This is a genomic window from Streptomyces rapamycinicus NRRL 5491 (genome assembly GCF_024298965.1).
GTDB lineage: Bacteria > Actinomycetota > Actinomycetes > Streptomycetales > Streptomycetaceae > Streptomyces > Streptomyces rapamycinicus.
In genome coordinates this window covers 4,123,495-4,148,515 of record NZ_CP085193.1, presented here as the reverse complement: position 1 = coordinate 4,148,515, position 25,021 = coordinate 4,123,495, and the positions used below count along the sequence as shown (strand labels likewise).

17 protein-coding genes are annotated in these 25,021 nt (G+C 71.4%); 9 read left to right on the top strand and 8 right to left on the bottom strand.

All coding sequences use genetic code 11. The features are described from left to right. Positions 1–43 precede the first annotated feature (43 nt). The gene (locus LIV37_RS16740; RefSeq protein ID WP_121824861.1) at positions 44–676 is read left to right on the top strand and encodes a TetR/AcrR family transcriptional regulator; all 633 of its coding nucleotides are present in this window, start codon (positions 44–46) and stop codon (positions 674–676) included. A 154-nt stretch (positions 677–830) separates the two neighbouring features. Next, complete coding sequence (locus LIV37_RS16735) at positions 831–2,384, top strand: phosphate ABC transporter substrate-binding protein (RefSeq protein WP_020868306.1); 1,554 nt, start codon at positions 831–833, stop codon at positions 2,382–2,384. Positions 2,385–2,439: 55 nt separating this feature from the next. On the opposite strand, the gene LIV37_RS16730 is transcribed toward LIV37_RS16735, so the two are convergent. The 5 genes from LIV37_RS16730 to LIV37_RS16710 form a co-directional block, all read right to left on the bottom strand. Beyond that, the gene (locus tag LIV37_RS16730; RefSeq protein WP_020868305.1) at positions 2,440–4,119 is read right to left on the bottom strand and encodes a M4 family metallopeptidase; all 1,680 of its coding nucleotides are present in this window, start codon (positions 4,117–4,119) and stop codon (positions 2,440–2,442) included. Between the two features lie 144 nt (positions 4,120–4,263). Continuing rightward, a complete protein-coding gene (locus tag LIV37_RS16725; RefSeq protein ID WP_167525878.1) occupies positions 4,264–5,895 on the bottom strand; it encodes a M4 family metallopeptidase in 1,632 nt (543 codons plus the stop codon). 327 nt (positions 5,896–6,222) lie between these two features. Beyond that, positions 6,223–8,469, bottom strand: coding sequence for a M4 family metallopeptidase (locus LIV37_RS16720; protein WP_121825413.1), 2,247 nt, complete (start codon positions 8,467–8,469; stop codon positions 6,223–6,225). Positions 8,470–8,953: 484 nt separating this feature from the next. Next, positions 8,954–9,685: a dipeptidase PepE gene (pepE, locus tag LIV37_RS16715; RefSeq protein WP_020868301.1), complete on the bottom strand. Its 732-nt coding sequence runs from the start codon at positions 9,683–9,685 to the stop codon at positions 8,954–8,956. A 107-nt stretch (positions 9,686–9,792) separates the two neighbouring features. Further along, positions 9,793–10,605: an IclR family transcriptional regulator gene (locus LIV37_RS16710; protein WP_121824862.1), complete on the bottom strand. Its 813-nt coding sequence runs from the start codon at positions 10,603–10,605 to the stop codon at positions 9,793–9,795. Between the two features lie 240 nt (positions 10,606–10,845). On the opposite strand from LIV37_RS16710, the gene LIV37_RS16705 reads away from it, so the two are divergent. The 4 genes from LIV37_RS16705 (at position 10,846) to LIV37_RS16690 (ending at position 15,203) form a co-directional block, all read left to right on the top strand. After that, positions 10,846–11,808, top strand: a complete 963-nt coding sequence (locus tag LIV37_RS16705; protein ID WP_044569731.1) for a DUF1177 domain-containing protein — start codon at positions 10,846–10,848, stop codon at positions 11,806–11,808. A gap of 34 nt (positions 11,809–11,842) precedes the next feature. Next, positions 11,843–13,537 (top strand): OPT/YSL family transporter, encoded by a 1,695-nt coding sequence (locus LIV37_RS16700; RefSeq protein ID WP_020868298.1) that lies wholly within the window; start codon positions 11,843–11,845, stop codon positions 13,535–13,537. 44 nt (positions 13,538–13,581) lie between these two features. Continuing rightward, positions 13,582–14,415, top strand: coding sequence for an AroM family protein (locus LIV37_RS16695; protein WP_020868297.1), 834 nt, complete (start codon positions 13,582–13,584; stop codon positions 14,413–14,415). Between the two features lie 119 nt (positions 14,416–14,534). Beyond that, positions 14,535–15,203 carry an aspartate/glutamate racemase family protein gene (locus LIV37_RS16690; protein ID WP_020868295.1) on the top strand — a complete coding sequence of 223 codons (669 nt, stop codon included), beginning with the start codon at positions 14,535–14,537 and terminating at the stop codon, positions 15,201–15,203. A gap of 118 nt (positions 15,204–15,321) precedes the next feature. Here LIV37_RS16690 and LIV37_RS16685 read toward each other — a convergent pair whose 3' ends face one another. From LIV37_RS16685 to glgX, 3 genes are read right to left on the bottom strand one after another with little or no spacing between them, the layout of a single operon-like run. Then, on the bottom strand, positions 15,322–17,187 hold the full coding sequence (locus LIV37_RS16685; protein WP_020868293.1) for an ABC transporter ATP-binding protein: 1,866 nt from the start codon (positions 17,185–17,187) through the stop codon (positions 15,322–15,324). Beyond that, positions 17,184–19,088, bottom strand: coding sequence for an ABC transporter ATP-binding protein (locus LIV37_RS16680; protein ID WP_020868292.1), 1,905 nt, complete (start codon positions 19,086–19,088; stop codon positions 17,184–17,186). Before LIV37_RS16680 ends, LIV37_RS16685 begins: the two co-directional genes overlap by 4 nt. A gap of 34 nt (positions 19,089–19,122) precedes the next feature. Further along, positions 19,123–21,471, bottom strand: coding sequence for a glycogen debranching protein GlgX (glgX, locus tag LIV37_RS16675; protein WP_121824863.1), 2,349 nt, complete (start codon positions 21,469–21,471; stop codon positions 19,123–19,125). 326 nt (positions 21,472–21,797) lie between these two features. On the opposite strand from glgX, the gene LIV37_RS16670 reads away from it, so the two are divergent. The 3 genes from LIV37_RS16670 to LIV37_RS16660 all read left to right on the top strand — a co-directional run bounded on the left by LIV37_RS16670 (position 21,798) and on the right by LIV37_RS16660 (position 24,740). Continuing rightward, the gene (locus tag LIV37_RS16670) at positions 21,798–23,018 is read left to right on the top strand and encodes a L,D-transpeptidase (protein ID WP_020868291.1); all 1,221 of its coding nucleotides are present in this window, start codon (positions 21,798–21,800) and stop codon (positions 23,016–23,018) included. A 150-nt stretch (positions 23,019–23,168) separates the two neighbouring features. Beyond that, complete coding sequence (locus tag LIV37_RS16665) at positions 23,169–23,936, top strand: enoyl-CoA hydratase/isomerase family protein (RefSeq protein ID WP_121824864.1); 768 nt, start codon at positions 23,169–23,171, stop codon at positions 23,934–23,936. Between the two features lie 300 nt (positions 23,937–24,236). After that, the gene (locus LIV37_RS16660; protein ID WP_121825415.1) at positions 24,237–24,740 is read left to right on the top strand and encodes an ATP-binding protein; all 504 of its coding nucleotides are present in this window, start codon (positions 24,237–24,239) and stop codon (positions 24,738–24,740) included. Positions 24,741–25,021 lie beyond the last annotated feature (281 nt).

Here is a 25,021-nt window from a genome sequence, read left to right as displayed (position 1 = left end):
ACGGACGCAGAGCCGACGGCACGGCACGCGAGACGAGGCACCGATGACCAGCAATCCTTCGAGGCCCGGGCGGGACACCCGAGTGGCCCGCCTGCCACCGCGCGAGCGCATCCTGGACGCCGCCGAGGACCTCTTCCTGGGTGAAGGCATCACGGCGGTGGGGGTCCAGGCGATCGCCGATCGGGCGGAGACGACGAAGATGGCCCTGTACCGGCACTTCGCCACGAAGGACGCGCTGATCGAGGAGTGGCTGAGGATCGTCGCGGCGGGCTATTCAGCTGCCTTCGACCGCGCGGAAGCGGCGCACCCCGGCGATGCCCGGGCGCAGCTTCTGGAGGTGGTGCGGTTCTTCGCCGAAGGGCTGCCGGAGGTCTCGCGCCGGGGCTGCCCCTTCGTCAACTCGATCGCCGGCCTGCCCGACCGCGAACACCCGGCCCGCCGGCTCATCGAGGACCACAAGGCCGCCCAGCGCCGCCGCATCACGGACATGTGCGCCCGGGCGGGCGTTCCCCACCCCGACGACGCCTCGGCGGAGATCACCTTCCTCCTGGAAGGCGCCCAGATCAGCGCCCAGAACGGCAGCGTCGAACATGCCGATGACCGGCTGATCGCCGCCGTCGCCTCGCTTCTCGACCGGGCCGGAATCCGAGTACCGGGCCCGGCTGACCCCGCGTGAGGCGGCGGCGCCGTCGCTCTCTCCGTGCGCCCGCGGACAGGTGTGGTTGAACGCGGGACGAACATTGGATGAGAGGTGGGCCACATCGTCCGCATGTGCGTTCTTGGAGCGTACATTCGCCCCCCTGAAGCCATTGCATGCACGGGGGGCAACCATGAAGTGGCTGGAGCAGTTGACGGCGCCCGAGAATCTGTTGGCGTTGCTCGGTGTCGTGGTGACGGTCGGTGGGCTGTCGTATGAGCGGCTGATTCCCGGGCGGAAGCGTATCGGTTATCGCGTGCAGATGGACACGTTGATAGATGACAGCACCCAGGACGGGCCGATTCATCAGCGGTTGCGCATGCTGGAGAATACCCCGGATCTGGCCGGGGCCTCCTTGGTGCTGTTGCGGATTGAGAATGACGGGTTTCGGAGCATTGACGCCGACGACTACATCACGGCGCCGGCGACGAATCACCGCGGGCTCACCGCGACCTTTCCCAATCGCACCGTGCGTGATGTGGCGGTCACCGAGCCCAGTCATCCGGATCTGCTGCGGCATCTGCCGCAGCGCGGGACTCCGGCGAATCCCGGGCTGGTCTGTGCGGGCAATGAGATCTCGCTGCCCCGGGTGCCGCTGAACAAGGGGGATCACTTCAAGCTGCTGGTGCTGCTGACGGGTGCCGGGACCGATAAGCCGCCGCATGTGGGCGGGCGGATCAAAGAGGGCAGGATCCGCAACAATGAGAAGTTCCGGCGGCCCAGCAATCGCATGCTCGGGCTGATCGGCAGTCTGCTGGCGATGCTGATGCTCCAGTCGTTCGGTGTGCAGCTGTGGCGGGATGATCCGCTGCCGCGCGGCTGCGCCGAGGGGAATCTGACGATCGTCGGCTCGACCGCGTTCAAGCCGGTGGCGCAGGACGCGGGCGAGGCGTATCAGGGCGACTGCCGGGATGCCCATGTCACCGTCGAGGCGCAGGGCAGTGGGCGGGGTACGAAGACGCTGATCGATGCCGGGGAGGCGGCGAAGGGCGGATTCCCGTCGTATCTCGCGTTTTCCGACGGCCCGGAGGGGGATGGGGACCCCAAGCTCAAGGAGCATCTGGTGGCGCTGTCCGTGTTCAGCGTGGTGGTGAACAAGGACGTACGGATGGCCGATCTCTCGCTCGACGAGCTCCGCGGGCTCTACTCGGGCCGGATCACCAACTGGAACCAGCTGCCCGGCGGGCCCGATCTGCCGGTGCGGCTGGTGAGCCGGGACGCCAAATCCGGGACCCGCGGGGTGTTCGAGAGCCGGGTGCTGGGGCGTAATGAGATCTCACGGACGTCCGACAACTGCCGGACCCCGAAATTCACCGGGGACGCCGTCGTCCGCTGTGAACTCGACAGCACCAGCGAGGTGTTGAGGACGGTGGCGAGCACCCCCGGCGCGATTGGTTACGCCGAATTGCACTCCGCCGAGGAGAGCGCCCAGAAGGGCGCCCTCTATCTGGTGGACCTCGACAACCGCAAGCCGTCCATCGACGCGGTACGGGAGCGTACCTACCCCTTCTGGGAGCCGGAGTACGCGTACACCTACACCGCGCCGCCCCCGAACTCCCTGACCTCGAAGTTCCTCGACTATCTGGCCGGGGACACCGGGCGGAACCTCATCGAGAAGCATGGCCATCTGCCCTGCGCCGCCGCCGAGAACCAGCGGGCGTGCCAGCTGGCGGCCGGCGGGCGGTAGGAGATGGAGGGGTAACCGGTCGGCCGGGCCGGGCAGCCCGGCCGACCGGCGGGGGTCACTTCACGTTGACGCCGCCCCAGGCGTTGTCGACCGCCTTGTACTCGGCGCTGCTCGCGCCGTACAGCGCCTTCGCGGCCTTGAGGGTCGCGGTGCGGGCCTTGGCGTAGTTGGTGGTCGAGGTCATGTACGTGGTGAGCGCCTTGTACCAGATCTTCTCGGCCTTGGCGCGGCCGATGCCCTTGACGGTGCGGCCGTCCTTGGTCGGGCTGTTGTAGGTCACGCCGCCGATGACCTTGCGGCCGCTGCCCTCGGACAGCAGATAGAAGAAGTGGTTGGCGATGCCGGAGGTGAAGTGCGGGTCGTCGTTGCCCACACCGCTCTTCCAGTAGTCGTAGGACAGGCCGTCCTTGCTGGGCTTGTCCATGTAGCGCAGCGGGGTGCCGTCGCCGTTGATGTCGATCTTCTCGCCGATGAGGTAGTCACCGGGGTCCTTGGCGTTCTTGGCGTACCACTCCACGGCGGTGCCGAAGATGTCGGAGGTGGCCTCGTTGAGGCCGCCCGCCTCGCCGCTGTACTCGAGGTTGGCGGTGGCCGAGGTGAGTCCGTGGCTCATCTCGTGGCCCGCGACGTCGAGCGAGGTGAGGGGTTTCTTGTTGCCCGCGCCGTCGCCGTAGGTCATGCAGAAGCAGGCGTCGTCCCAGAAGGCGTTCTCGTACGCGTCGCCGAAGTGGACGCGGGAGTACGCGGCCTTGCCGTTGCCCTTGATGCCGTTCCGGCCGAGGACCTTCTTGTAGTAGTCCCAGGTCATCGCGGCGCCGTAGTGGGCGTCGACGGCGGCGGTCTGGGCGATGGTGGGCTTGCCGTTGCCCCAGACGTTGTTGGCGTCGTAGAAGGCCGACCCCTTCTTGGTGTCGTCCCACGAGTGCTTGAGGTTGTACGTCTGGTGGCCGCCGCGCGCGGTGTCCTTCAGCAGCCACTGGCTGCCGCTCTTGACCGAGCCGACGGTGACCTTGCCGTTGTGCTGACCGGTGCCGGTGCCGTTCTCGACGGCCTGGAACTCGTAGAGCTTCCGGCCGGAGTCGGCGTCGGTGATGACGTGCAGCTTGCTGGGCGTACCGTCCTGCCGGACCCCGCTGACGACGGTCTCGTACGCGAGGGTGGGCTTGCCGGTGGCGGCCCAGATCACCTTGTGCGCGTTGTCGGCGCCCGCCTTCTTGTCGCCCGCGGCCCGCGCGGCGCCGAGGGCGGACCGCTCGGCGCCGGAGGGGGCGATGGCGGCGGAGGTGTCGGTGACCTTGATGTCGGCGTCGGTCGCCTTGTCGACACCCTGGGAGGCGCCGCTCGCGGACTCATGGACGATCAGGTCGCCGCCGAGGACCGGCAGTCCGGCGTAGGTGCGCTCGTAGCGGGTGTGGGTGGTGCCGTCGGCGTCCTTGACGACATCCCTGACGACCAGCTTCTCCTTGGCCCCGAGCCCCAGCGACTTGGCGGTGGAGACGGTGGTGGAGCCCGCCTCCCGCAGCAGCTCGGCGCGGGCCGAGGGGGAGAGCGAGACGGTGGCGGCATCCGAGCGGGTGGCCGAAGGAGCCGAAGGAGCGGCCGCGTTCGCGGATCCGGCGGTGGCGCCGGCGGCGAGCAGGGAGGCGGCCAGGGTCGCCGCTCCGGCGGCGAGGGCGGTACGCGAGCGTCTGAGACGGGATATGCCGGATATGGCTGTCGACGAACGTGAATCCACGCGTATCTCCAGTTGTGATGGGGAGTTGGGCGAAGCTTCCGCCCAACGCGACAAAGATGTCGCTTTGCCGTGGATAAAACATACCGGTGCCCGGGGCTCAGGCCCCGGGCACCGGCAGAGTGTCGTGCGGTAACTCAGCTGGTTTTACTTGACGTTGACCCCGGCCCAGGCGGCGTCCACGCCCTTGGACTCGGCGCTGTCGGCGCCGTAGAGGTCCGTGGCGGCCTTCAGCGTGGCCTCACGGGCGGCGTGGTAGTCGGTGTTGGAGGTCATGTACGTGGTCAGGGCCTTGTACCAGATCTTCTCGGCCTTGTCCCGCCCGATGCCCTCGACCTTGGAGCCGTCGGAGGTGGGGCTGTCGTACTTCACACCGTTGATCTCCTTCGCGCCGCTGCCCTCGGACAGCAGGTAGAAGAAGTGGTTGGCGACACCGGAGGAGTAGTGCACGTCCTGGTTGCCGACATCGTCGGACCAGTTGTCCGCGGACTGGCCGTCCTTGCTGGGCTTGTCCATGTAGCGCAGCGGGGTGCCGTCGCCGTTGATGTCGATCGCCTCGCCGATGAGGTAGTCACCGACGTCGGTGGTGTTCTTGACGTTGAACTCCACCGAGGTGCCGAAGATGTCGGAGGTGGCCTCGTTGAGGCCGCCCGACTCGCCGGTGTACTCCAGGCCCGCGGTCTTGGAGGTGACGCCGTGGCTCATCTCGTGGCCCGCGACGTCGAGCGCGGTCAGCGGGGCCTTGTTGTCCTGGCCGTCGCCGTAGGTCATGCAGAAGCAGCTGTCGTCCCAGAAGGCGTTGACGTAGCTGTCGCCGTAGTGCACGCGGGAGTAGGCGCCCTTGCCGTCGCCCCCGATGCCGTCGCGGCCGTGCACGTTCTTGTAGTAGTCCCAGGTGGCGGCGGCGCCGTAGTGGGCGTCGACGGCGGCGGTCTGGGGGTCGTCCGGCTTGCCGGTGCCCCAGTTGTCGTCGTCGTCGGTGAAGGCCTTGCCCTCGCCGTCCTCCCCGTTCTCCAGGTTGGTGGTCTTGTGGCCGCCGCGGTCGGCGTCGGTCAGGGTGTAACCGCTGCCTTCCTTGCTGGTGCCGAGCTCGACCGAGCCGCTGTACTCGCTCTCGCCCTTGCCGGTCTCGATGCCCTGGTACTCGTAGAGCTTCTTGCCGGTGGCGGCGTCGGTGATGACGTGCAGTTGGTTCGGGGTGCCGTCCTTCTGCACCCCGCCGACGACGGTCTCGTAGGCGAGTACGGGCTTGCCGTCGGCGGCCCAGATCACCTTGCGCGGGGCCTGGTCGGCCGCGGCCTTGGTGGTGTCGTCGGCCTTGGCCAGCTTGACGGCCGACTTCGCCGCGGTGCTCGCGGCGATCCCGGCCGTGGTGGAGGCGACCTTGACGGTGGCCTTGGTGGCCTTGGTGACGCTCTTCACGTCACCGCCCTTGGCGCGGTGGACGATCAGGTCGCCACCGAGGACGGGCAGGCCGTCGTAGGTGCGGTCGTAGCGGGTGTGGGTGGTGCCGTCGGCGTCCTTGATGACGTCCTTGACGACCAGCTTCTCCTTGGCGCCGAGGCCGAGCGACGAGGCGGTGTCCGCCTTGGTCGCGTTGGCCTCGCGGAGCAGTTCGGCGCGGGCCGAGGCGGTGAGCGCCGCGGGCTGGGCGCCGGACTTGGCCGGGGCGGCACCGGCGGTGCCGGTGCTCAGCCCGGAGGCGAGCAGGGCCGCCGCGGCCACCGCGGTACCGGCGGCGATGGCGGAACGCCGCTTCGCGGCACCGGATATGGGCATGCTGAAGGTCTTGCGCACGCGATCTCCTCGTTGCTGTGGGGGGTCAGCGCCGGGCTGCGGGGAAGTGCGGCCCGGTGCTGAACAAGAGGTACTGATGCGTAATGCGTTGGGCAGACTGTCACACAAGTCCGGGACATGTCACGGGTTTCACGACAGGTCGAAGGGAAAATGTTCGTTGAATGCTGATCAACCTTCGGATTCCGGACAGCTCGGCGTAAGTATTTGAAACTAAAAGAGGCGCCGCCAGGGGGAGTCGGGTCGACCCCTGGCGGCGCCTGTCCTGGGTGAGCCTCGCGGCTTGATCAGGAGGTCAGAGCGTCAGAACCTTCAGAACGTCAGCTTCCAGCTGTTGATGTAGCCGGTGTCCTGGGCGTACATGTCCTGCACCCTCAGCTTCCAGGTGCCGACCGCGGTCTCGGAGGACGCGTCCACGGTGTACGTGGTCCGCACGTCGTCCGCCGAGTCGAAGAGGCTGGCGCTCTTCAGCCGGTAGGCCGTGCCGTCCGGGGCCACCAGGTCGATCACCAGGTCGCCGCGGTAGGTGTGCACGATGTCCACGCCCACCTGGAGGTTGCTGGGCGCGTTGCCGGCCCGGCTCACCGAGATCGGCGAGGTGATCGGCTCACCCGCGTCCGGGATGGCGATGTCCGCGGTGTTCTCGAAGACATTGCCGCCGCTGGTGTTGACCGTCCAGGCGAAGGACGCCGTACCGGTCTTGCCCGCATAGTCGGTCACCGTGACGGTCACCGCGCTCGACCCCTCGGCGGTCGGGGTGCCGGAGATCAGACCGCTGGCGGAGTCGATGGCCAGGCCCGCGGGGAGCCCGGTGGCCGCGTAGCTCAGCGCGCCCGGGTTGGAGCTGGTCGCGGTGATCTGGAGGCTGGCGGCCTGGTCGACGATGCTGGTCTGGTCGCCGGGCGGGGTGACGGTGACGCCGTCGGCGATCCGGGTGCCGACGTTGACCCCGGCCCAGGCGTTGGCCACCGCGTTGTACTGCGCGCTGCCCTGGCCGAACAGCTCGCCCGCCGCCCACAGGGTGGCGTCGCGGGCGCCCGCGTAGTTGGTGTTGGAGGTCATCCGCTGGCTCAGCGCCTTGAACCAGATCTTCTCCGCGTTGTCCCGCCCGATGCCGGTGACCGGGAGGTTGTCGTACGTCGGGCTGTTGTAGCTCACGCCGTTGATGACCTTGGCGCCGCTGCCCTCGGAGAGCAGGTAGAAGAAGTGGTTGGCGATGCCGGACGAGTAGTGGACGTCCACATTGCCGACACCGGAGTACCAGCTGTCCTTGGAGGCCCCGTCCTTGCTGGGCTTGTCCATGTAGCGCAGCGGGGTGCCGTCGCCATTGATGTCGATCTTCTCGCCGACGAGGTAGTCGCCGGGGTCGCTCGCGTTGTTCGCGTAGAACTCGACGGCGGCGGCGAAGATGTCGGAGGTGCCCTCGTTGAGCCCGCCGGACTCACCGCTGTAGGTGAGGTTGGCGGTGGCCGCGGTGACACCGTGGCTCATCTCGTGCGCGGCGACATCGATGGAGGTCAGCGGGTCGGCGTTGCCCGCGCCGTCGCCGTAGGTCATGCAGAAGCAGGCGTCCTGCCAGAAGGCGTTGACGTAACCGCTGCTGTAGTGGACCCGGGAGTACGCCCCGACGCCGTCGCCCCGGATGCCGGTGCGGCCGTGGACGTTCTTGTAGTAGTCCCAGGTCTCGGCGGCGCCGTAGTGCGCGTCCACCCCGGCGGTCGCGGCGTCGGAGACGGTGCCGTTGCCCCAGACGTCGTCGGCGTCGGTGAAGAGCGTGCCGGTGCCCGAGGTGGAGCGGTTGAGGTTGTACGTCTTGTGGTTGCCGCGCCCGGAGTCGGTGAGGTTGTACGAGCCCGAGCTGCCCGAGGTGCCGAGGGCCACCTGGCCGCTGTACTGGCTGTTCCCGGTGCCCGTCTTGACGCCCTGGAACTCGAACAGCTTCTTGCCGGTGGCCGCGTCGGTGATGACGTGCAGCTCGTTCGGGGTGCCGTCCTCCTGGAGGCCGCCGACGACCGTCTCGTACGCGAGGGCCGGGGTGCCCTTCGCGGCCCAGATCACCTTGCGGGGCGCCCGGTCGGCCGCGGTCTTCCGCGAGCCCTGCGCGTTCGCCGCCTTCACGGCGGCCTTCTCGGCGGTGGCGGGAGCGACGGCGGCGCTGGTGGTCGGGACGGTCAGCCGGGCCTTGGTGGCCTTGGCGACGGTCAGCGGCTTGCCGCTCTTCGCCCGGTCGACGACCAAGTCGCCGCCCAGGACGGGGAGTCCGGCGTAGGTGCGCTCGTAGCGGGTGTGCGTCGTGCCGTCGGCGTCCTTGATGACGTCCTTGACGACCAGCTTCTCCTTGGCCCCGAGCTTGAGGTCATCGGCGGCCTCGCCCTCGGCGGCATCGGCCTCGCGGATCAGCTCGGCGCGCTGGGCGGGGGACAGCTTCACGGGGAGGGCGCTGCGGTCGGGGGCGCCGGAGATCGTGCGAGCGGCGGGGCGGTCGGCCACGTTCGCGGAGTTCGCGGCGTCGTCCGGGCGGGCGGCGGCGGTGCCGCTCTGGAAGCCGACGCCGATCATCGCCGCCGCGACGACCAGCACACCGGTCGCGATGGCCCGGTTGCCCGGGGTGCGGCCGGATCTGCGGCCACTGGGTCTGAGGTGCCGTTGGGGGAGCGATCTCACGCTGACTCCTTCTGCGCTGGCCGCGCGGTGGCACGGCCGGGACGACCGGGCGGCTGGGTCGCCGTCCGGGCAGGGCAGGGCAGAGCGGGTGCAGGTGTGGGGTGGCTGTGGCTGTGGCTTCGGGCGCAGCTACGGGCTGGGGGAAGCGCTGCGCCTCGGCCGAGGGAAGAGTGGCACCAATGGACTCGACCTGTCAGGATCGCGACAAAAACTTGTCTGGAATGCGTTCGTTGACAGGTGTGCCGTGTTCATATGACGGTGATTTACGGTCAATTTCGGTAAGGGGCGATGTCGGTGGTGTATCCCAGCATCACCCGCCATGTCCCAGCCGCCCCGAACCGCCAAGCCCCCCCGGACTCGGCGAACCCGATCCGCGCCGTCAGCGCGCCGCGGAGTCGAAGCGCGGCTCCTCGCGCAGCAGGGCGCTCAGATCGGCACCGGGGCGCAGCTCCTCCGGGTCCTCGCCCCGGCGGAAGACGATCGCCCCGGCGTCGATGCCGCCCAGGGTCAGCCGGTCCTCGTTCCGGCGCAGCCAGGTGCCCTCGCGCAGGCCGACCACGGGAACGTCGTTCTCCTCGAGGAACTGTTCGAGCCGCTGGGCCCGGGTTTCGCCCATGTGGGCGGTGTCCGGCTTGGCGTCGAGGTAGTGCGGGTTGATCTGGAACGGCAGCAGGCCAAGCGCCTCGAAGGTGGGCGGCTGGACGATGGGCATGTCGTTGGTGGTGCGCAGGGTCGGGCAGGCCATGTTGGTGCCCGCGCTGGAGCCCATGTAGACCGCGCCCGCGGCCACCCGCTCCCGTATCGCCCGGACCAGATCGCGCTCGTGCAACGCCTTGAGCAGCCGGAAGCTGTTGCCGCCGCCGACGAACACCGCCTGCGCCCCGCGCACAAGACCGGCCGGGTCGTCGGCGGTGTGCGCGCCGGTGACCTCCACGCCCAGCGGCTCCAGGACGGAGGCCACCTGGGCGGTATAGCCGTCGTGGTCGGCCAGCGCGTACGGCACGAAGACGAGCCGGCGCGCGCCGTCCAGCGCCGAGGCGATCTCCTCCCGTGCGTGTTCCAGATAGCCACGGCCGGGCGCGGCGGAGTTCGACAGCAGCAGCAACTGCATGAGGGGGCCTTTCCGAGACGGGTCACGAGACGGGGCACGACGATCATGAGACGGATCACAGGGGCGGCGGCGGGACGCCGGGCGGCTCGGTGCCGACGCCGCGCCGTTCAGCGCCGCTCGCGGTGCGGGGCGCGCCGCAGCCGGGCGGGTGTCAGCGCCCGGCCCAGATCGGCGGCGCCCTGCAGCAGCGGTGCCACCAGCTGGTCCCGGCGCGGGCGCAGCACCTCGGGGGTGGCGGCCAGGGTCAGGGTGCCCACCGGACGTCTGCCCACCAGAACCGGCGCCGCGAGCGCCGCGGTGTCCGGATCGTACTCGCCCTCGGAGTAGGCGTAGCCCTCGCGCCGCACCTCGGAGAAGCGCTCCTCCAGTCGCACCGGATCGGTCAGGGTGTGCTCGCCGAAGCGCGCCATCGGGCGGCCGTACAGCAGCACGGCCCGGTCACCGGGCGCGAGCATACCGAAGTAGGCGCGGGAGGTGGCCCCGGCGTGCGCCGGGTACAGCTCGCCCGCCAGCACGTAGTAGCGCAGCGGGCCGCTGGCCCCGTCCACCGCCGCGACGCAGCGCATGTGCACCCCGTCCGGGACCGCGAACAGCGCGTTCACCCCGACCGCCCCGGCCAGTGCCTCCAGGGTGGGCCGGGCCAGGCTGGCCATGCCGCCGCCCCGCTCCCACACCCAGGACAGGTGCCACACCGCCGGGCCCAGCCGGTAGCGGCGTGAGCGCTTGTCGGAGACCAGGAAGCCCCGGTAGGCCAGCGCGGCCAGCAGCCGCTGGGCCACCGACTTGTCCAGCCCGAACTCCTCGGCGATCTCGGTGACGCCCCACTCCGGGCGCTCCCGGTCGAAGGCCAGCAGCACATTCAGCACGCGGTCCGCGGTCTGGAGGGGTGGGGCGCCGGTTACGGGCGTCTGTTCAGCCATGACGAAAGGGTAAACATTCTCGGATATAGAGAAAACATTGCGCACTGCGCGACACCGGGCGGACCCTGGCCAGGCCGGTGCCGGGAGGATCCCTGGCCAGGCCGGTGCCCGGAGGCAGTGCCCGCCCCGCGCACCGCTTCCCCGCTCGTGTCCGGTCGGGCCATCGACGTCACCGACCGCATCACCCCCGACCGACCGCGCCACCCCGACCACCGCATCACCCGCCGTGAGAGGCCAGCCGTGCTCAAACACGTCCTTGACATCATCGAACTCCTCGACCGTCCGCAGACCAGCGGCGCCCTCCTCGCCGACCATCTGCGCGCGGTCCAGACCGCGGCCGGAGCCGACCCCCAGACGGCGCCCGCGATCGAGGTACGCACCGTCGAGGGCGACAAGGGCAGCACGGACTTCGTCTCCGTCACCGTCCCCGGCCGCCGCGGCAAGCTGGCCGGCGGCGCCGCCCCGACCCTGGGCATCCTCGGCCGGCTCGGCGGAGTCGGCGCCCGCCCGGAGCGGATCGGGCTGGTCTCGGACGCCGACGGGGCGGTCGCGGCGCTGTCCGCCGCGGCCAAGCTGCTGGACATGCACGCCCGGGGCGATGTCCTGGACGGCGATGTCACGCTCTCCACCCACGTCTCCGGATGGGCCCCCACCCAGCCGCACGACCCCGTACCCTTCATGGACTCCCCGGTGGACACGCTGGTGTGCAACCGCGAGGAGATCTCGACCGCGATGGACGCGGTCGTCTCCATCGACACCACCAAGGGCAACCGGCTGCTCAACCACCGCGGCGTCGCCCTGTCGCCCACGGTCTGCCAGGGCTGGATCCTGCGGGTCAGCGAGGATCTGGTGTCCGTCCTGGAGAGCGTGACCGGCGAGTCGGCGCGGATCCTGCCGATCACCACCCAGGACATCACCCCGTACGGCAACGGAGTGCACCACCTCAACTCCATCCTCCAGCCCGCCGTGGCCACCACCGCCCCCGTCGTCGGCCTCGCGATCACGGCGGGCACGGCGGTGGCCGGATGCGCCACCGGCGCCAGCCATGAGACCGACATCGCCGTCGCGGCCCGGTTCGCCGTCGAGACCGCCAAGGAGTTCGGACGCGGCGTCGCCCGCTTCCTGGACGCCGAGGAGTTCGCGCGCCTGGTCGAGCTGTACGGACCCATGACCCACCTCCAGGCCCTCACCCCAGCGGGGTGACCGACCCGTCCCCACGGACCCCGCAGGAGTCCCCATGAACCCGAACCCCCAGGTCACCGCGGCCGCGGACGCCCCACCGCGGTCGCACCCCAGAGCCTTCGAACCGGTCACCCTCGTCCTGACCATCGTGCTGTCGGTCCTCGGCGCCCTGATCGGCATCGTGCTGATCACCACGCTCGGGGTGTCGCCCAATACGGCGGTGATCGGCGCCCTGGTGGCGATGCTCATCGGCCGCGTCCCGGTGGGCGTGCTGACCCGGATGCGCTCGAAGCACCGGCAGAACCTGGTGCAGTCGGCGATCTCCGGCTCCACCTTCGCCGCGGCGAACTCCCTGCTCACCCCCATCGCGGTGCCGTTCGCCCTCGGGCGTAACGACCTGGTGTGGCCCATGCTCGGCGGGGCCGTCATCGGCCTGGCGGTCGACAGCTGGGTGCTGTACCGGGTGTTCGACTCCAAGCTGCTGCCCGCCACCGGCTCCTGGCCCGCCGGTATCGCGGCGGCCGAGACGATCAAGGCCGGGGACACCGGCGGGCGCAAGGCCGCGATCCTGGGCGTGGGCGCCGTGGTCGGCTTCGTCGGCGCGCTGTTCAAGCTGCCGACCAGCGCCGCGGGTGTGGGCTTCCTGGGCAACATCTGGGCGCTCGCCATGTTCGGCATCGGGCTGACCGTGGGGCAGTACGCCCCCGACTTCGGCTTCGACCTGGGCGGGAACCATGTGCCGCACGGGCTGATGATCGGCGCGGGGCTGGTCGCCCTGACCCAGGCGCTGCTGCTGATGCGGACGCGGAAGGGCGGGGGCGACGGGGCCGATCGGGCGGAGAGCGCCGAGGGCGGCCCGGATGCCGACGGTGGCCCGGACGCCGACGGTGGCCGTACGGTCCAGGCCCCCCAGCTGCGGCGGGGACTGCTGGAGGGCATGGGCCTCTTCGTCTGCGGCGCGGTCGTGGTCGCGATCGCGGGCGGCGTGGTCGGCGGGCTCTCCGTGCCCGCCCTGGTCGGCTGGGTGCTGCTGGCCGGTGTCGCCGCCATCGTCCACCAGCTGATCGTGGGGCTGGCGGCGATGCACTCCGGCTGGTTCCCGGCCTTCGCCGTCACCCTGATCTTCCTGATCATCGGTCTGGTGCTGCACATCCCGACCGTCCCGCTCGCCCTGCTGGTCGGCTACACGGCCTCCACCGGCCCCGCCTTCGCCGACCTCGGCTACGACTTCAAGGCGGGCTGGCTGCTGCGCCGGGACGCCGCGCCCTGGCGGCCCTTCGAGATCGAGGGGCGGCGCCAGCAGTACCTCGCCCAGCTCGTCGGCTTCGGTGTGGCGCTGGTCGTCGTCGCCGTCGCCTGGAAGGCCTTCTTCTCCGAGGGCAAGGTGCCGCCGGTCGCCGAGGTCTACGTCACCACCATCAAGACCGGCCTCGAGCCCGGCACCATGACCACCATGCTGCTGTGGGCGATCCCCGGCGCGCTGGTCCAGCTGATCGGCGGACCCTCCCGGCAGATGGGCGTCCTGCTGGCCACCGGCCTTCTGGTGGCCACGCCCCAGGCCGGATGGATGGTCCTCGGTGCCCTGGTGATCCGTCAGCTCTACACCATGTGGCGGCGGCGCGGGATCGCCGACGCGAGGGCGCGCAAGGAGTCCGACGAGCAGGCCGAGAACGATCTGTCGCTGGTCGGCGCGGGACTCGTCGCCGGAAGCTCCCTCAACGACGTCGGCCAGCTCACCAAGGCGCTGTGAACCAGCCCGTGGCAGGCGGCCCCAACGGCCCTGTGAGGAAGGACATGCACGCTGTGGACACCACCGAGACCGTGGACACCACGGAGACCGTGGACACCACGGAGACCGTGGACACCACCGAGGCTCTGGACACCACGGAGACCGTGGACCGCGAAGGCCCGTCGGGCGGCGGCCCGGCCCTCGGCCTCGTCACCATCGGCCAGGCCCCGCGCGCCGACCTCCGCCCGGACGCCGAACCGCTGCTGCCCGGGGTGCGCCTGGTCGAACACGGCGCGCTCGACGCCGACCGGTTCGACGGCGACGCCGAGGCCGCGACCCGACGGCTGCTCGCCCCCGAGCACGGCGAGGCACCCCTGGTCTCCCGGCTGCGCGACGGCCGTTCGGTGCTGCTCGGGCATGGCGCGATCGTCCCGCGCATCACGGACGCGGTCGCCCGCGCGGAGCGGGACGGCGCCGCCGCGACGCTGCTGCTGTGCACCGGCCGCTTCCCGGCGGTACGGGCCCGGCGGCCGCTGCTGTTCGCCGAACCGCTGGTGCAGCAGGCCGTGGCGGCGGCCGTGGGCACCGACCCCGTGGGCATCGTCTGCCCGCACCCGGACCAGGCGGAGGACGTCTCCCGGCGCTGGGCGGAGCTGCTGCCCGGTCGGGTGGACGCCGCGGTCGCCGATCCGTACGGCCCCGCCGAACGCGTCCTGGACGACGTGGCCGCCGCCGCGCGCGGCCTGGCAGCGCGCGGCAGCTCCTGGCTCGTCCTGGACTGCATCGGCTACACCGAGCGGATGCGCACCGCCGCCCTGCGGGCCGCCGACCGCCCCGTCCTGCTGGCCCGAGCCATCGCCGTCCGGATGGCGGCGGAGGTGGTGGCGGCCTCGGCGTGACGGGCGCGCGGCGCCTGCCGCGTTCCCCCTCGCGCCCTCGGCGTGACCGGTGCGCGGCGCCTCCGCCCCCGCCCGGCCATTCATTCGCCCCCATGTGCCTCACCCACCGGAGGTCCACCATGTCCGTGCCCCCGTCCGAAGCCCCGGCCCGGCCCATCGGGGTGATCCGGGTCCTCACCAGCGGGGACCCCACCGCCGTCGCCACCCATGGCACGGCCATCGAGGAGCGCTACGGTCTGCCGACCGTCTCGCGGTGCATCCCCGGCCAGCCGTACGGCATCCACGACGACGAGTCCGAGGCCCGCGCCGAACCCAAGATCGTCGCCCTCGCCCGGGAGCTGGCCGATGCCGGGGCGCAGGCGCTGATCATCAGTTGTGCCGCCGATCCGGCGCTCCAGGAGACGCGCCGGGCCGTCGGCGTCCCCGTCATCGGCGCGGGGTCGGCGGCCGCCGCCGTGGCCCTCGGCCTCGGCCGCCGGGTCGGGGTGCTGGGCATCCGGGACGAGGCACCGCCCGCCGTACGCGCCCTGCTCGGCGACCGCTTCACCGCCTCCGCCCGCCCCCACGGCGTCCACCGCACCACCGACCTGCTCGCCCCGGAGGGGCCCGAGGCGGTGCTGGAGGCCGCGGCCGGGCTCGTCGCGTCGGGCGCGGACACGCTGCTCCTCGCCTGTACGGGCCTGAACACCATCGGCATCCGGCCCCTGCTGGAGCGGCGGCTGGGCGTCCCGGTCGTGGACCCGGTGCTCGCCGCCGGGCTGCTGGCCTCGTACGCGTACGGGACCTGAACGGCCGTCGACGGATCACCGGGTCACGGATTACCGCGATTACCGGGTCACGGATTACCAGGCCGCGACTCCCCGGGCCGCACCCGGCGCCCGCCTCGCATCAAATCCGGCGCCCGCCTCACACCAGGCTGTCCCGCCACGCCTGGTGCAGCGCCGCGAACCGGCCCTCGCCCGCGATCAGCCGGTCCGGCGGGCCGTCCTCGACGATCCGGCCGTCGGCCATGACCAGCACCCGGTCGGCCGTCTCGACGGTCGACAGCCGGTGGGCGATGACGACCGCCGTACGGCCGCGCAGCACCGTGTCCATGGCGCGCTGCACCGCCTGCTCGCCCGGGATGTCGAGGGAGGAGGTGGCCTCGTCGAGGATGAGGACGGACGGATCGGCGAGCAACGCGCGGGCGAACGCCACCAGTTGGCGCTGACCGGCGGAGATCCGCCCGCCGCGCTTGCGCACGTCCGTGTCGTAGCCGTCGGGCAGCGCGGCGATGAAGTCATGCGCGCCGATCGCCTTGGCCGCCTGCTCGATCTCGGCGCGGGTGGCGTCGGGGCGGCCGATGGTGATGTTGTCGGCGACCGTGCCGGAGAACAGGAACGCCTCCTGCGTCACCATGACCACACCGCGCCGCAGTTCGGGCATGGCCAGATCGCGCAGATCCACCCCGTCGAGCAGCACCCGGCCCTCGCTGGGGTCGTAGAAGCGGGCCAGCAGCTTGGCCAGGGTGGACTTGCCCGCGCCGGTGGCCCCGACCACCGCGACCGTCTGCCCGGCGGGCAGCGTGAGGTCGAAGCGGGGCAGCACCTCGCCGCCGGTGCGATAGGCGAAGCGCACCCCGTCGAAGACCACCTCCCGGCCGGGGGCCTTCGTCGGGCGCGGCGGCAGCGGCTTGGGGTCGGCGGGCTCGGGCACGGAGGGGCGCTGGGCCAGCAGGCCCGCGATCTTCTCCAGTGAGGCGGCCGCCGACTGGTAGGAGTTGAGGAACATCCCGAGCCGGTCGATCGGGTCGTACAGCCTGCGCAGATACAGCGCGGCCGCGGCGAGCACCCCGAGCGCGAGCGATCCGGAGGCCACCCGGTAGGCGCCCCAGAGCACGATGGCGGCCACCGCCGCGTTGGCGACCAGCCGGGAGCTGACCACATAGCGGGCCATCTCCAGGATGGCGTCCCCGTTGGCGCGCTCATGGCGGTGGTTCTGCTCGCCGAAGCGCGCGTCGTTGGCGCGCTCGCGGCGGAACGCCTGCACGGGGCGGATGCCGTTCATGGTCTCGGTGAACGTCACGATGACGGCGGCGATGGCCGTCGACCGCTTGCGGTACACCCGCATGGAGCGGCGCCGGAAGGAGCGGATCAGCAGATACAGCGGCCAGAAGGAGAGCACCGCCGCCGCGCCGAGACCCCAGTCCAGATACAGCAGCGTGATGGAGATGTAGACCACCGACAGGGCGACCCCGAGCAGCTCCTCCAGGCCCTCGATGAGCAGTTCGCGCAGCGACTCGACGTCCGTCGTGGCGCGGGAGATCAGCCGGCCGGAGGTGTACCGCTCATGGAAGTCCACGCTCAGCGCCTGGGCGTGACGGAAGATCCGGCCGCGCAGATCCAGCAGCACGTCCTGGCTGATCCGGGCGGAGGCGCGGATGAACGCGTACTGCAGCGCTCCGGAGGCGAGCGCACAGCCCAGATAGCCCGCGCCGACGGCGATCAGCGGGCCGTGGCCGCCGTCGCGGTAGGCGGGCACGGCGCGGTCGATGGCGTACGCCACGAGCAGCGGACCCGCCTGGACGGTGGCCTGCTGGAGCAGCAGCAGGACGGTCGCCAGCCACACCCGCCGCCGGCGCGGGGAGAGCAGCGAGCGCAGCAGGGCCAGCGACGCGCCCTTGGGCACGGGCAGGACATCGCGGTCGAACCGGTCGCCGGACGCCGCCGCCCGGCCCCCGTCCTCGTCGTCCCAGTCGTCCGCGCTCTCCCGCTCCTCCTCGACCGTGGTCATGGGCTTCTCTCCCCCTCCTCGGCTTCCTGCCCGGACATCAGCGAGCGGTACTCCGCGCTCTCCCGCAGCAGCCGCTGATGGGTGCCGACGGCGGCGATCCGGCCCCCCGAGAGGAGCGCGACCCGGTCGGCGAGCAGCACGGTGGACGGCCGGTGGGCGACGACCAGCGCGGTCGTGGACGCCAGCACCCGCCGCAGCGCCGCCTCCACCAGCGCTTCGGTGTGTACGTCGAGGGCGGACAGCGGATCGTCGAGCACCAGGAACCGGGGGCCGCCCACGACGGCCCGCGCCAGCGCGAGCCGCTGCCGCTGACCGCCGGACAGGCTCAGCCCCTGCTCGCCGACCTCGGTGTCGGTGCCCTCGGGCAGGGCGTGCACGAAGTCGGCCTGCGCCACCTTCAAGGCCCGCAGCAGCTCCTCCGTCCCGGCGTCGGCGGCGCCCATGAGGACGTTCTCCCCGGCGGTGGCGGAGAACAGCGTGGGCTCCTCGAACGCGACGGCCACCAGGGCGCGCAGCTCCTCCCGGGAGAGGGCGGTGATGTCCCGGCCGTCGAGGGTGATCCGACCGCCCGTGACCTCATGGAGCCGGGGGACGAGGGCGGTGAGGGTGGTCTTCCCGGCACCGGTCGCCCCGACCAGCGCCATGGTCTCGCCGGGCCGGATGTGGAGATCGACCCCGTGCAGCACGGGCGGCTCGTCGGGCGGCGCGTCCGCGTAGGCGAACTCCACCCCCTCGAACCGCAGCCCGCCCTCGCCCTCCCGCCCTTGGCCGCGCTCCCGCCCTTGGCCGCGCTCCCGTTCTTGCCCGCCCTCCTGCTCTCGGCCGCGCTCCTGCTCTCGGCCGCGCTCCCGCGAAGGCGCGGCCCGAAGCCGGTCGGCGGCCGTGGCCGGTTCCGCGTCCATGACGTCGAAATAGCGGTCGGTGGCCGTGGCCGCGTCCTGGCTCATGGCGAGCAGGAAGCCCAGGGACTCCACCGGCCAGCGCAGCGTCAGGGCGGTGGAGAGGAAGGCGACCAGCGTGCCCGCCGACAGATCGCCGTCGGCCACCCGCACCGTGCCCAGCACCAGCGCCGCGCCGATCGCCAGCTCCGGCAGGGTCATGATCAGCGCCCAGAGCGTGGCCAGCAGCCGCGCCTTGTGCAGCTCGGTGGAGCGGACCTGCTCGGATAGCGCGCGGAAGGCGCGGGCCTGGCTACGGTGGCGGCCGAAGCCCTTGACGATCCGGACGCCCAGCACGCCCTCCTCCACGACCGTCGTCAGATCGCCGGTCTGGTCCTGCACGGTACGGGCCACCGTCGCGTACCGCGTCTCGAACAGCGAGCACAGGATCACCAGCGGCACCGCCGGGATCACCAGGACCAGGCCCAGCGTCCACTCCTGGGACAGCAGAATGGCGAACCCGGCCAGGATGGTCACCCCGTTGACCACCAGGAAGGTGAGCGGGAAGGCCAGGAACATCCGCAGCAGCATCAGATCGGTCGTGGCCCGCGACAGCAGCTGCCCGGAGGCCCAGCGGTCGTGGAAGGAGACCGGCAGCCGCTGCAGATGGCGGTAGAGATCGGCCCGCATCGCGGCCTCGACGGACGCCAGCGGCCGCCCCACCAGCCAGCGCCGCAGCCCGAACAGCGCCGCCTCGGCCGTGCCGAGGGCGAGCAGCAGCGCACCGCCCAGCCAGACCCCGCCCGGGTCCCGGTGGGCCACCGGCCCGTCCACCATCCACTTGAGGACCAGCGGGATGACCAGCCCCATACAGGAGGCGACGACCGCCACCGCGGCCGCGCCGAACAGCCGCGCCCGCACCGGGCGCACATATGGCCACAGCCGCAGGAGCGAACGCGTGGCGGAGCGGTGCCGCGGGGCGGCACCGCCTTCCTGGGCGCGGGGTTCACTCGTCACAGCCATCAGTGGGGAGACTACGGTCCGCCACTGACAGTGCTCACTCGGTTTTTTGGCGTAGGTCCACGGGGGTGAGGGCGCGCAGCAGCAGGACCGAGCGCTCCGGAAGCTCGATGGGCGCGCCCGCCGCGAGGAGTGTGCCCGGGGGCGCGTCCTGCTCCTCGCGGGCGGTGTCCAGCAGGAGCTCGTACCCCCGGGCCCAGGGCCGCCCGGGCAGGGTGAAGGAGACCGGCCGCGGACCCGCGTGCAGCAGCGCCAGGAAGCTGTCGTCGGTGACCGGGGCGCCGTGCGGATCGCGCTGGGGCAGTTCGCGGCCGGACAGATAGGCCCCCAGGGCGGTCGTGGGGGCGTACCAGTCGGATTCGGTCATCTCGGTGCCGTGCGGGGTGAACCACGCCAGGTCGCGCAGCCCCTCCGGGGGCCGGGCCAGACCGGAGAAGAAGGCCGGGCGGCGCAGCACCGGATGGGCCCGGCGCAGCCGTATCAGCCGGGCGGTGAGCTCGGTCAGGGCGCGCCAGCCGGGGTCCGCCAGCAGCGACCAGTCCAGCCAGCCGGTCTCGTTGTCCTGGCAGTACGCGTTGTTGTTGCCGCCCTGGGTGCGGCCCAGCTCATCGCCCGCGACCAGCATCGGCACCCCGGTGGACAGCAGCAGGGTGGCCAGCAGATTGCGCAGCTGGCGGCGGCGCAGCGCGCGTATCCCGGGGTCGTCGGTCGCGCCCTCGGCGCCGCAGTTCCAGGCGCGGTTGTCGGGCGAGCCGTCGCGGTTGCCCTCCCCGTTGGCCTCGTTGTGCTTGCGCTCGTACGAGACCAGGTCGCGCAGGGTGAAACCGTCGTGCGCGGTGATGAAGTTGACCGAGGCGTACGGGCGGCGGCCACGGCGCTCGTACAGATCGCTCGAGCCGGAGAGCCGGTAGCCCAGATCGCGGACATCGGGCAGCGCCCCGCGCCAGAAGTCCCGCACCGCGTCGCGGTAGCGGTCGTTCCACTCCGCCCACAGCGGTGGGAAGGCGCCCACCTGATAGCCGCCGGCGCCCACGTCCCACGGCTCCGCGATCAGTTTGACCCGGCGCAGTACGGGATCCTGCGCGATCACGGCCAGGAAGGGCGAGAGCATGTCCACGCCGTGCGCGGCGCGGGCGAGCGCGCTGGCCAGGTCGAAGCGGAAGCCGTCCACGCCCATCTCGGTGACCCAGTAGCGCAGCGAGTCGGTGATCAGCCGCAGCACCTGCGGCTGGAGGACGTTGAGGGTGTTGCCGCAGCCGGTGAAGTCGGCGTAGCGACGCGGGTCCTGCTGCAGCCGGTAGTAGCCGCGGTTGTCCACACCGCGCAGCGAGAGGGTGGGGCCCAGCTCATCGGCCTCGGCGGTGTGGTTGTAGACGACGTCGAGGATCACCTCGATCCCGGCGGTGTGCAGGGCCCGCACCATGCGCCGGAACTCCGCGACCTGCTGGCCCCGGGTGCCGCCGGCCGCGTATCCGGCGTGCGGCGCGAAATAGCCGATGGAGTTGTAGCCCCAGTAGTTTCGTAAGCCCCGGCGCAGCAGATGGTCCTCATGGGCGAACTGATGCACCGGCAGCAGCTCCACCGCCGTGACCCCGAGCCGGGTCAGATGCCCGACCGCCGCCGGATGCGCCAGCCCCGCGTAGGTGCCGCGCAGCTCGGGCGGCACCCCGGGGTGGCGCATGGTGAAGCCGCGCACATGGAGCTCGTAGATCACCGACTCGGCCCAGGGCGTCTTGGGCCGCCGGTCCTCGGCCCACTCGTCGGGCGCGCCGTCCGGCGCGTCGTCGCCGATGACCACGCCCTTGGGGACGTACGGGGCGGAGTCGCGATCGTCCCGTACGGTGTCCGCCACATGCTGCTGCGGCCAGTCCCGCACATGTCCGTAGACCTCCGCAGGCAGTGCGAAGTCCCCGTCCACGGCGCGGGCGTACGGATCCAGCAGCAGCTTCGCCGGATTCCAGCGGGCGCCGGTCCAGGGGTCCCAGCGGCCGTGCACGCGGTAGCCGTAGCGGCGGCCGGGCAGCACACCGGGGACGAAGCCGTGCCAGACCTCGTGGGTGAGCTCGGTGAGCGGACAGCGGAGCTCCTGGCCGTCGTCGTCGAACAGACAGAGGTCGACGGCCTCGGCGCCGCCGGCCCACAGCGCGAAGTTGGTCCCCCACGCCCCGTCAGGCCCCCGGCAGGGGCGGGCGCCGAGCGGCTCCGGGCCGCCCGGCAGGACGGCGGGGCCCGCCGCGGGGGCGGTGGTCCGGCCGCGGCGCGGAGCGACGGCCGGGGCGCGGTGGCCGACGGGGTGCCCCACCGCCGTCGCCGAGGGGCGTACGGGGGTGCCGTCGCGCGTCGCCTGCTGGGCGGTACGCGTCTCCTGCTCGGCTGCGCTGGACACATCGGCCTCCGCGGCTCGCGGCCAACCGCCTCCGCCCCGTGGGAGGGAGGCGGGCAGCACCTCATGGCGGGCCGGTGGGCCCGCGGTGTCCCGTCCCGCACGGCCCGGCCCGCGCCCTCCCAGCTGTTCTGCCCGTAATCCCGCCGACTCGCACGTTTTCCGCTACCGCCACCGGCCGATCATCGTGGAACCCCTCCGGCCCGGGACTGAAACGTGACCATCGGGGGGAGTCCACTGTCGGCGGCGTGTGATTACCTATCGCCAGGCACGCCTGCGCGTGATCGGGGTTGCCGCGGGGGTGCGGCCCTGGGGAGGGGAGAGCTGTTGTGACGGTGCGGCGGATACCGGGGGCGGAGCGGGGCGGCCGCAAGGGGCTTCTCGCGTTGCTGCTCGGGGCGTTGCTGATGGCGGTGGCCGCGTGCGGCGGCGGTGGCTCCGACGACGGTGAGAAGGGCAAGGACGGCAAGGGCGACCGGCCCAAGACCTCCCGGGCCGTGGTGACCATCGCGCCGAAGGACGGCGCCAAGGGCGTGGACACCAGCGGTGCGCTGAAGGTCACCTCGGCGAAGGGCACCCTGTCCTCGGTCAAGGTCAAGGACGCGAAGGGCACCGCGGTCGAGGGGAAGATCGCCCAGGGCGGGAAGAGCTGGCGGCCCGGCGCCCACCTCCGCTCGGACACCACCTACACCGTGGACGCGGTCGCCAAGGACGCGCACGGTCTGACCACGGCCGAGCACACCACCTTCACCACCCTCCGGCCCAAGAACACCTTCGTGGGCATCTACACCCCGGAGGACGGCACGACGGTCGGCGTCGGCATGCCGGTCTCGCTCCACTTCACCCGCGGCATCACCCACCCGGCGGACGTGGAGAAGGGGATAAAGGTCAGCGCCTCGCCGTCGGTGCCGATCGAGGGCCACTGGTTCGGCAACGACCGGCTGGACTTCCGGCCGGAGGAGTACTGGAAGCCCGGCACCAAGGTGACGCTCCGCATGGACCTCGACGGGATCGAGGGCAGGCCGGGGGTGTACGGCGAGCAGCGGAAGTCCGTGACGTTCACCATCGGCCGCAGCCAGGTCTCCGTCGTCGACGCCAAGTCCAAGAAGATGACGGTCAAGCGGGACGGCAGGACCATCAAGACCATCCCCATCACCTCGGGCGCGCCCGGCCACGAGACCTACAACGGCAAGATGGTGATCAGCGAGAAGCATCCGGTGACCCGGATGGACGGCGCCACGGTCGGCTTCGACGGGGAGTACGACATCAAGGACGTGCCGCACGCCATGCGGCTGTCGACCTCCGGCACCTTCATCCACGGCAACTACTGGGCGGGGCGGCCCACGTTCGGCTCGGCCAACGTCAGCCACGGCTGTGTGGGCCTGTTCGACCAGCGCGGCGGAGGGGACTCCTCCACCCCGGCGTCCTGGTTCTTCCGCAAGTCGATCATCGGCGATGTGGTCATCGTGAAGAACTCCCATGACGAGACCGTCCAGCCGGACAACGGGCTCAACGGCTGGAACATGTCCTGGGAGAAGTGGAAGGCGTGACCTCGGCCGGTGTCCGGGCGCCCTGTCGAGGGCGTCCCGGCGCCGCGCCGGGGAAGCCGCCCCGGCATCCCTCCCGGCACCGTCGGCGCCGGTACCCGGCACCCACCCCCGGCCCTCCGCTCCCGTGTTAGCGGGCGCTAACCTGCGCTCATGACTGTGAACCTCGAGGTTGCCGACGGCGTTGCCACCTTCCGCCTTGACCGCCCCCCGATGAACGCGCTCGACACCGCCACCCAGGACCGGCTGCGGGAGCTCGCGGCCGAGGTGACCCGCCGCGACGACGTGCGCGCGGTGGTCATCTGGGGCGGTGAGAAGGTGTTCGCGGCCGGCGCGGACATCAAGGAGATGCGGGAGATGGACCACGCCGCGATGGTGGTCCGCTCCGGTGACCTCCAGGAGTCCTTCACCGCCGTGGCCCGGATCCCCAAGCCCGTGGTGGCCGCCGTCACCGGCTACGCCCTGGGCGGCGGCTGTGAGCTGGCGCTGTGCGCCGACTTCCGGATCGCCGCGGAGAACGCCAAGCTCGGCCAGCCCGAGATCCTGCTCGGTCTGATCCCGGGCGCGGGCGGCACCCAGCGGCTGGCCCGGCTGGTCGGTCCGGCCAAGGCCAAGGACCTCATCTTCACGGGCCGTCAGGTGAAGGCCGACGAGGCGCTCGCCATCGGCCTGGTGGACCGGGTGGTACCGGCCGAGGAGGTCTATGAGCAGGCCCACGCCTGGGCGGCGAAGCTGGCCAAGGGCCCGGCGATCGCGCTGCGCGCGGCCAAGGAGTCGGTGGACCGGGGGCTGGAGACGGACCTCGACAGCGGTCTCGCCATCGAACGGAACTGGTTCGCCGGGCTGTTCGCCACCGAGGACCGGGAGACCGGGATGCGCAGCTTTGTCGAGGACGGGCCGGGCAAGGCCACGTTCCGCTGACACCCGACCGGTTCCGATCGACTCGGCCGGGGTTCGCCAAGCCACCCCGGCCGAGTCGTGGAGCCGCGTATGCCCCGTGCGAGCGAATTTTCTTCGCCAACGATCGGCCCTCGACTGACCCGGTCCGGTACGCTGGGTGATCACGCGTACGCGCGGTGACATCGCTGGTCAGATGGGGTGTTGCGGTTCCCCAACTGCCCTTGGCATATGTCGGATCGGATTTATGGAGCCTGGGGCTCCGGTGTTCGGAATCCCATGGTTCCGCCCCGGATGGCCTTTTGGGCGGCCATGATGGGGGGCATGGCGGGCTTGGAGGGAATGGAGCAGCCGCAGCAGCGCACTGGTACGGCTGCGGTGCGGGGGGCGCCGTCCGTCGAGGACGACCTGGCTCTCAGAGTGCTTGACCTCTTCGGGAACCCCGCGTGCGAGGAGGTGCGGCTGCCCTCCCGCCCCGAGTCCGCGGGGACCGCCCGCCGGATGGCCGGATTCGTGGTGGCGCGGGACTGGGGGCTGGGCCTTCAGCTCGCCGAGCACACGGTGCTGCTGGTCTCCGAGCTCGTCGGCAACGCCGTGCGGCACACCGGCGCCCGTACCTTCGGGTTGCGGATGCTGCGGCGGCGCGGCTGGATCCGGGTCGAGGTTCGCGACCCGTCCCGGGGGCTGCCGTGTCTGATGCCGGTGGCGGAGCTGGACACCAGCGGACGCGGGCTGATGCTGGTCGACCAGCTCTCCCAGCGGTGGGGCGTCGATCTGCTGCCGTGCGGCAAGACGACCTGGTTCGAGATGCGAGTGGCCGAAAATTGATCGTTCGTGTGCCGATACGGACCGCACGCGGAGCGTGAAAGAGCGTGAAAGGGGCCCCGGTGTCGTCGCGCACCGACGACATGGGGGCCCCTTCCGTCCCCGGCCATGGCGCGAAAGGGGTGTTCGCCGTGGCATTCGGGGGAAGCGACCTCGCTCGGGTCAATGGGGGTCGCGGCCCCGACTATCGCAGAGACGATAGAGCAGTTCCAAGCCAACCCAAGGTGAGGTGTAACACTTGCCTTGTTAATGGCGGGTAGAACGGCAAATTTCCTTTGTTGTCG

Coding starts and splice junctions, on each gene's coding strand:
- LIV37_RS16710 (WP_121824862.1), bottom strand. CDS start 10,605: ATGGCTGAACAGACGCCCGTAACCGGCGCCCCACCCCTCCAGACCGCG.
- pepE (WP_020868301.1), bottom strand. CDS start 9,685: ATGCAGTTGCTGCTGCTGTCGAACTCCGCCGCGCCCGGCCGTGGCTAT.
- LIV37_RS16690 (WP_020868295.1), top strand. CDS start 14,535: ATGTCCGTGCCCCCGTCCGAAGCCCCGGCCCGGCCCATCGGGGTGATC.
- LIV37_RS16735 (WP_020868306.1), top strand. CDS start 831: ATGAAGTGGCTGGAGCAGTTGACGGCGCCCGAGAATCTGTTGGCGTTG.
- LIV37_RS16720 (WP_121825413.1), bottom strand. CDS start 8,469: ATGATCGGCGTCGGCTTCCAGAGCGGCACCGCCGCCGCCCGCCCGGAC.
- LIV37_RS16685 (WP_020868293.1), bottom strand. CDS start 17,187: ATGACCACGGTCGAGGAGGAGCGGGAGAGCGCGGACGACTGGGACGAC.
- LIV37_RS16725 (WP_167525878.1), bottom strand. CDS start 5,895: ATGCCCATATCCGGTGCCGCGAAGCGGCGTTCCGCCATCGCCGCCGGT.
- LIV37_RS16695 (WP_020868297.1), top strand. CDS start 13,582: ATGCACGCTGTGGACACCACCGAGACCGTGGACACCACGGAGACCGTG.
- LIV37_RS16680 (WP_020868292.1), bottom strand. CDS start 19,088: ATGGCTGTGACGAGTGAACCCCGCGCCCAGGAAGGCGGTGCCGCCCCG.
- LIV37_RS16740 (WP_121824861.1), top strand. CDS start 44: ATGACCAGCAATCCTTCGAGGCCCGGGCGGGACACCCGAGTGGCCCGC.
- LIV37_RS16700 (WP_020868298.1), top strand. CDS start 11,843: ATGAACCCGAACCCCCAGGTCACCGCGGCCGCGGACGCCCCACCGCGG.
- LIV37_RS16660 (WP_121825415.1), top strand. CDS start 24,237: ATGGCGGGCTTGGAGGGAATGGAGCAGCCGCAGCAGCGCACTGGTACG.
- LIV37_RS16665 (WP_121824864.1), top strand. CDS start 23,169: ATGACTGTGAACCTCGAGGTTGCCGACGGCGTTGCCACCTTCCGCCTT.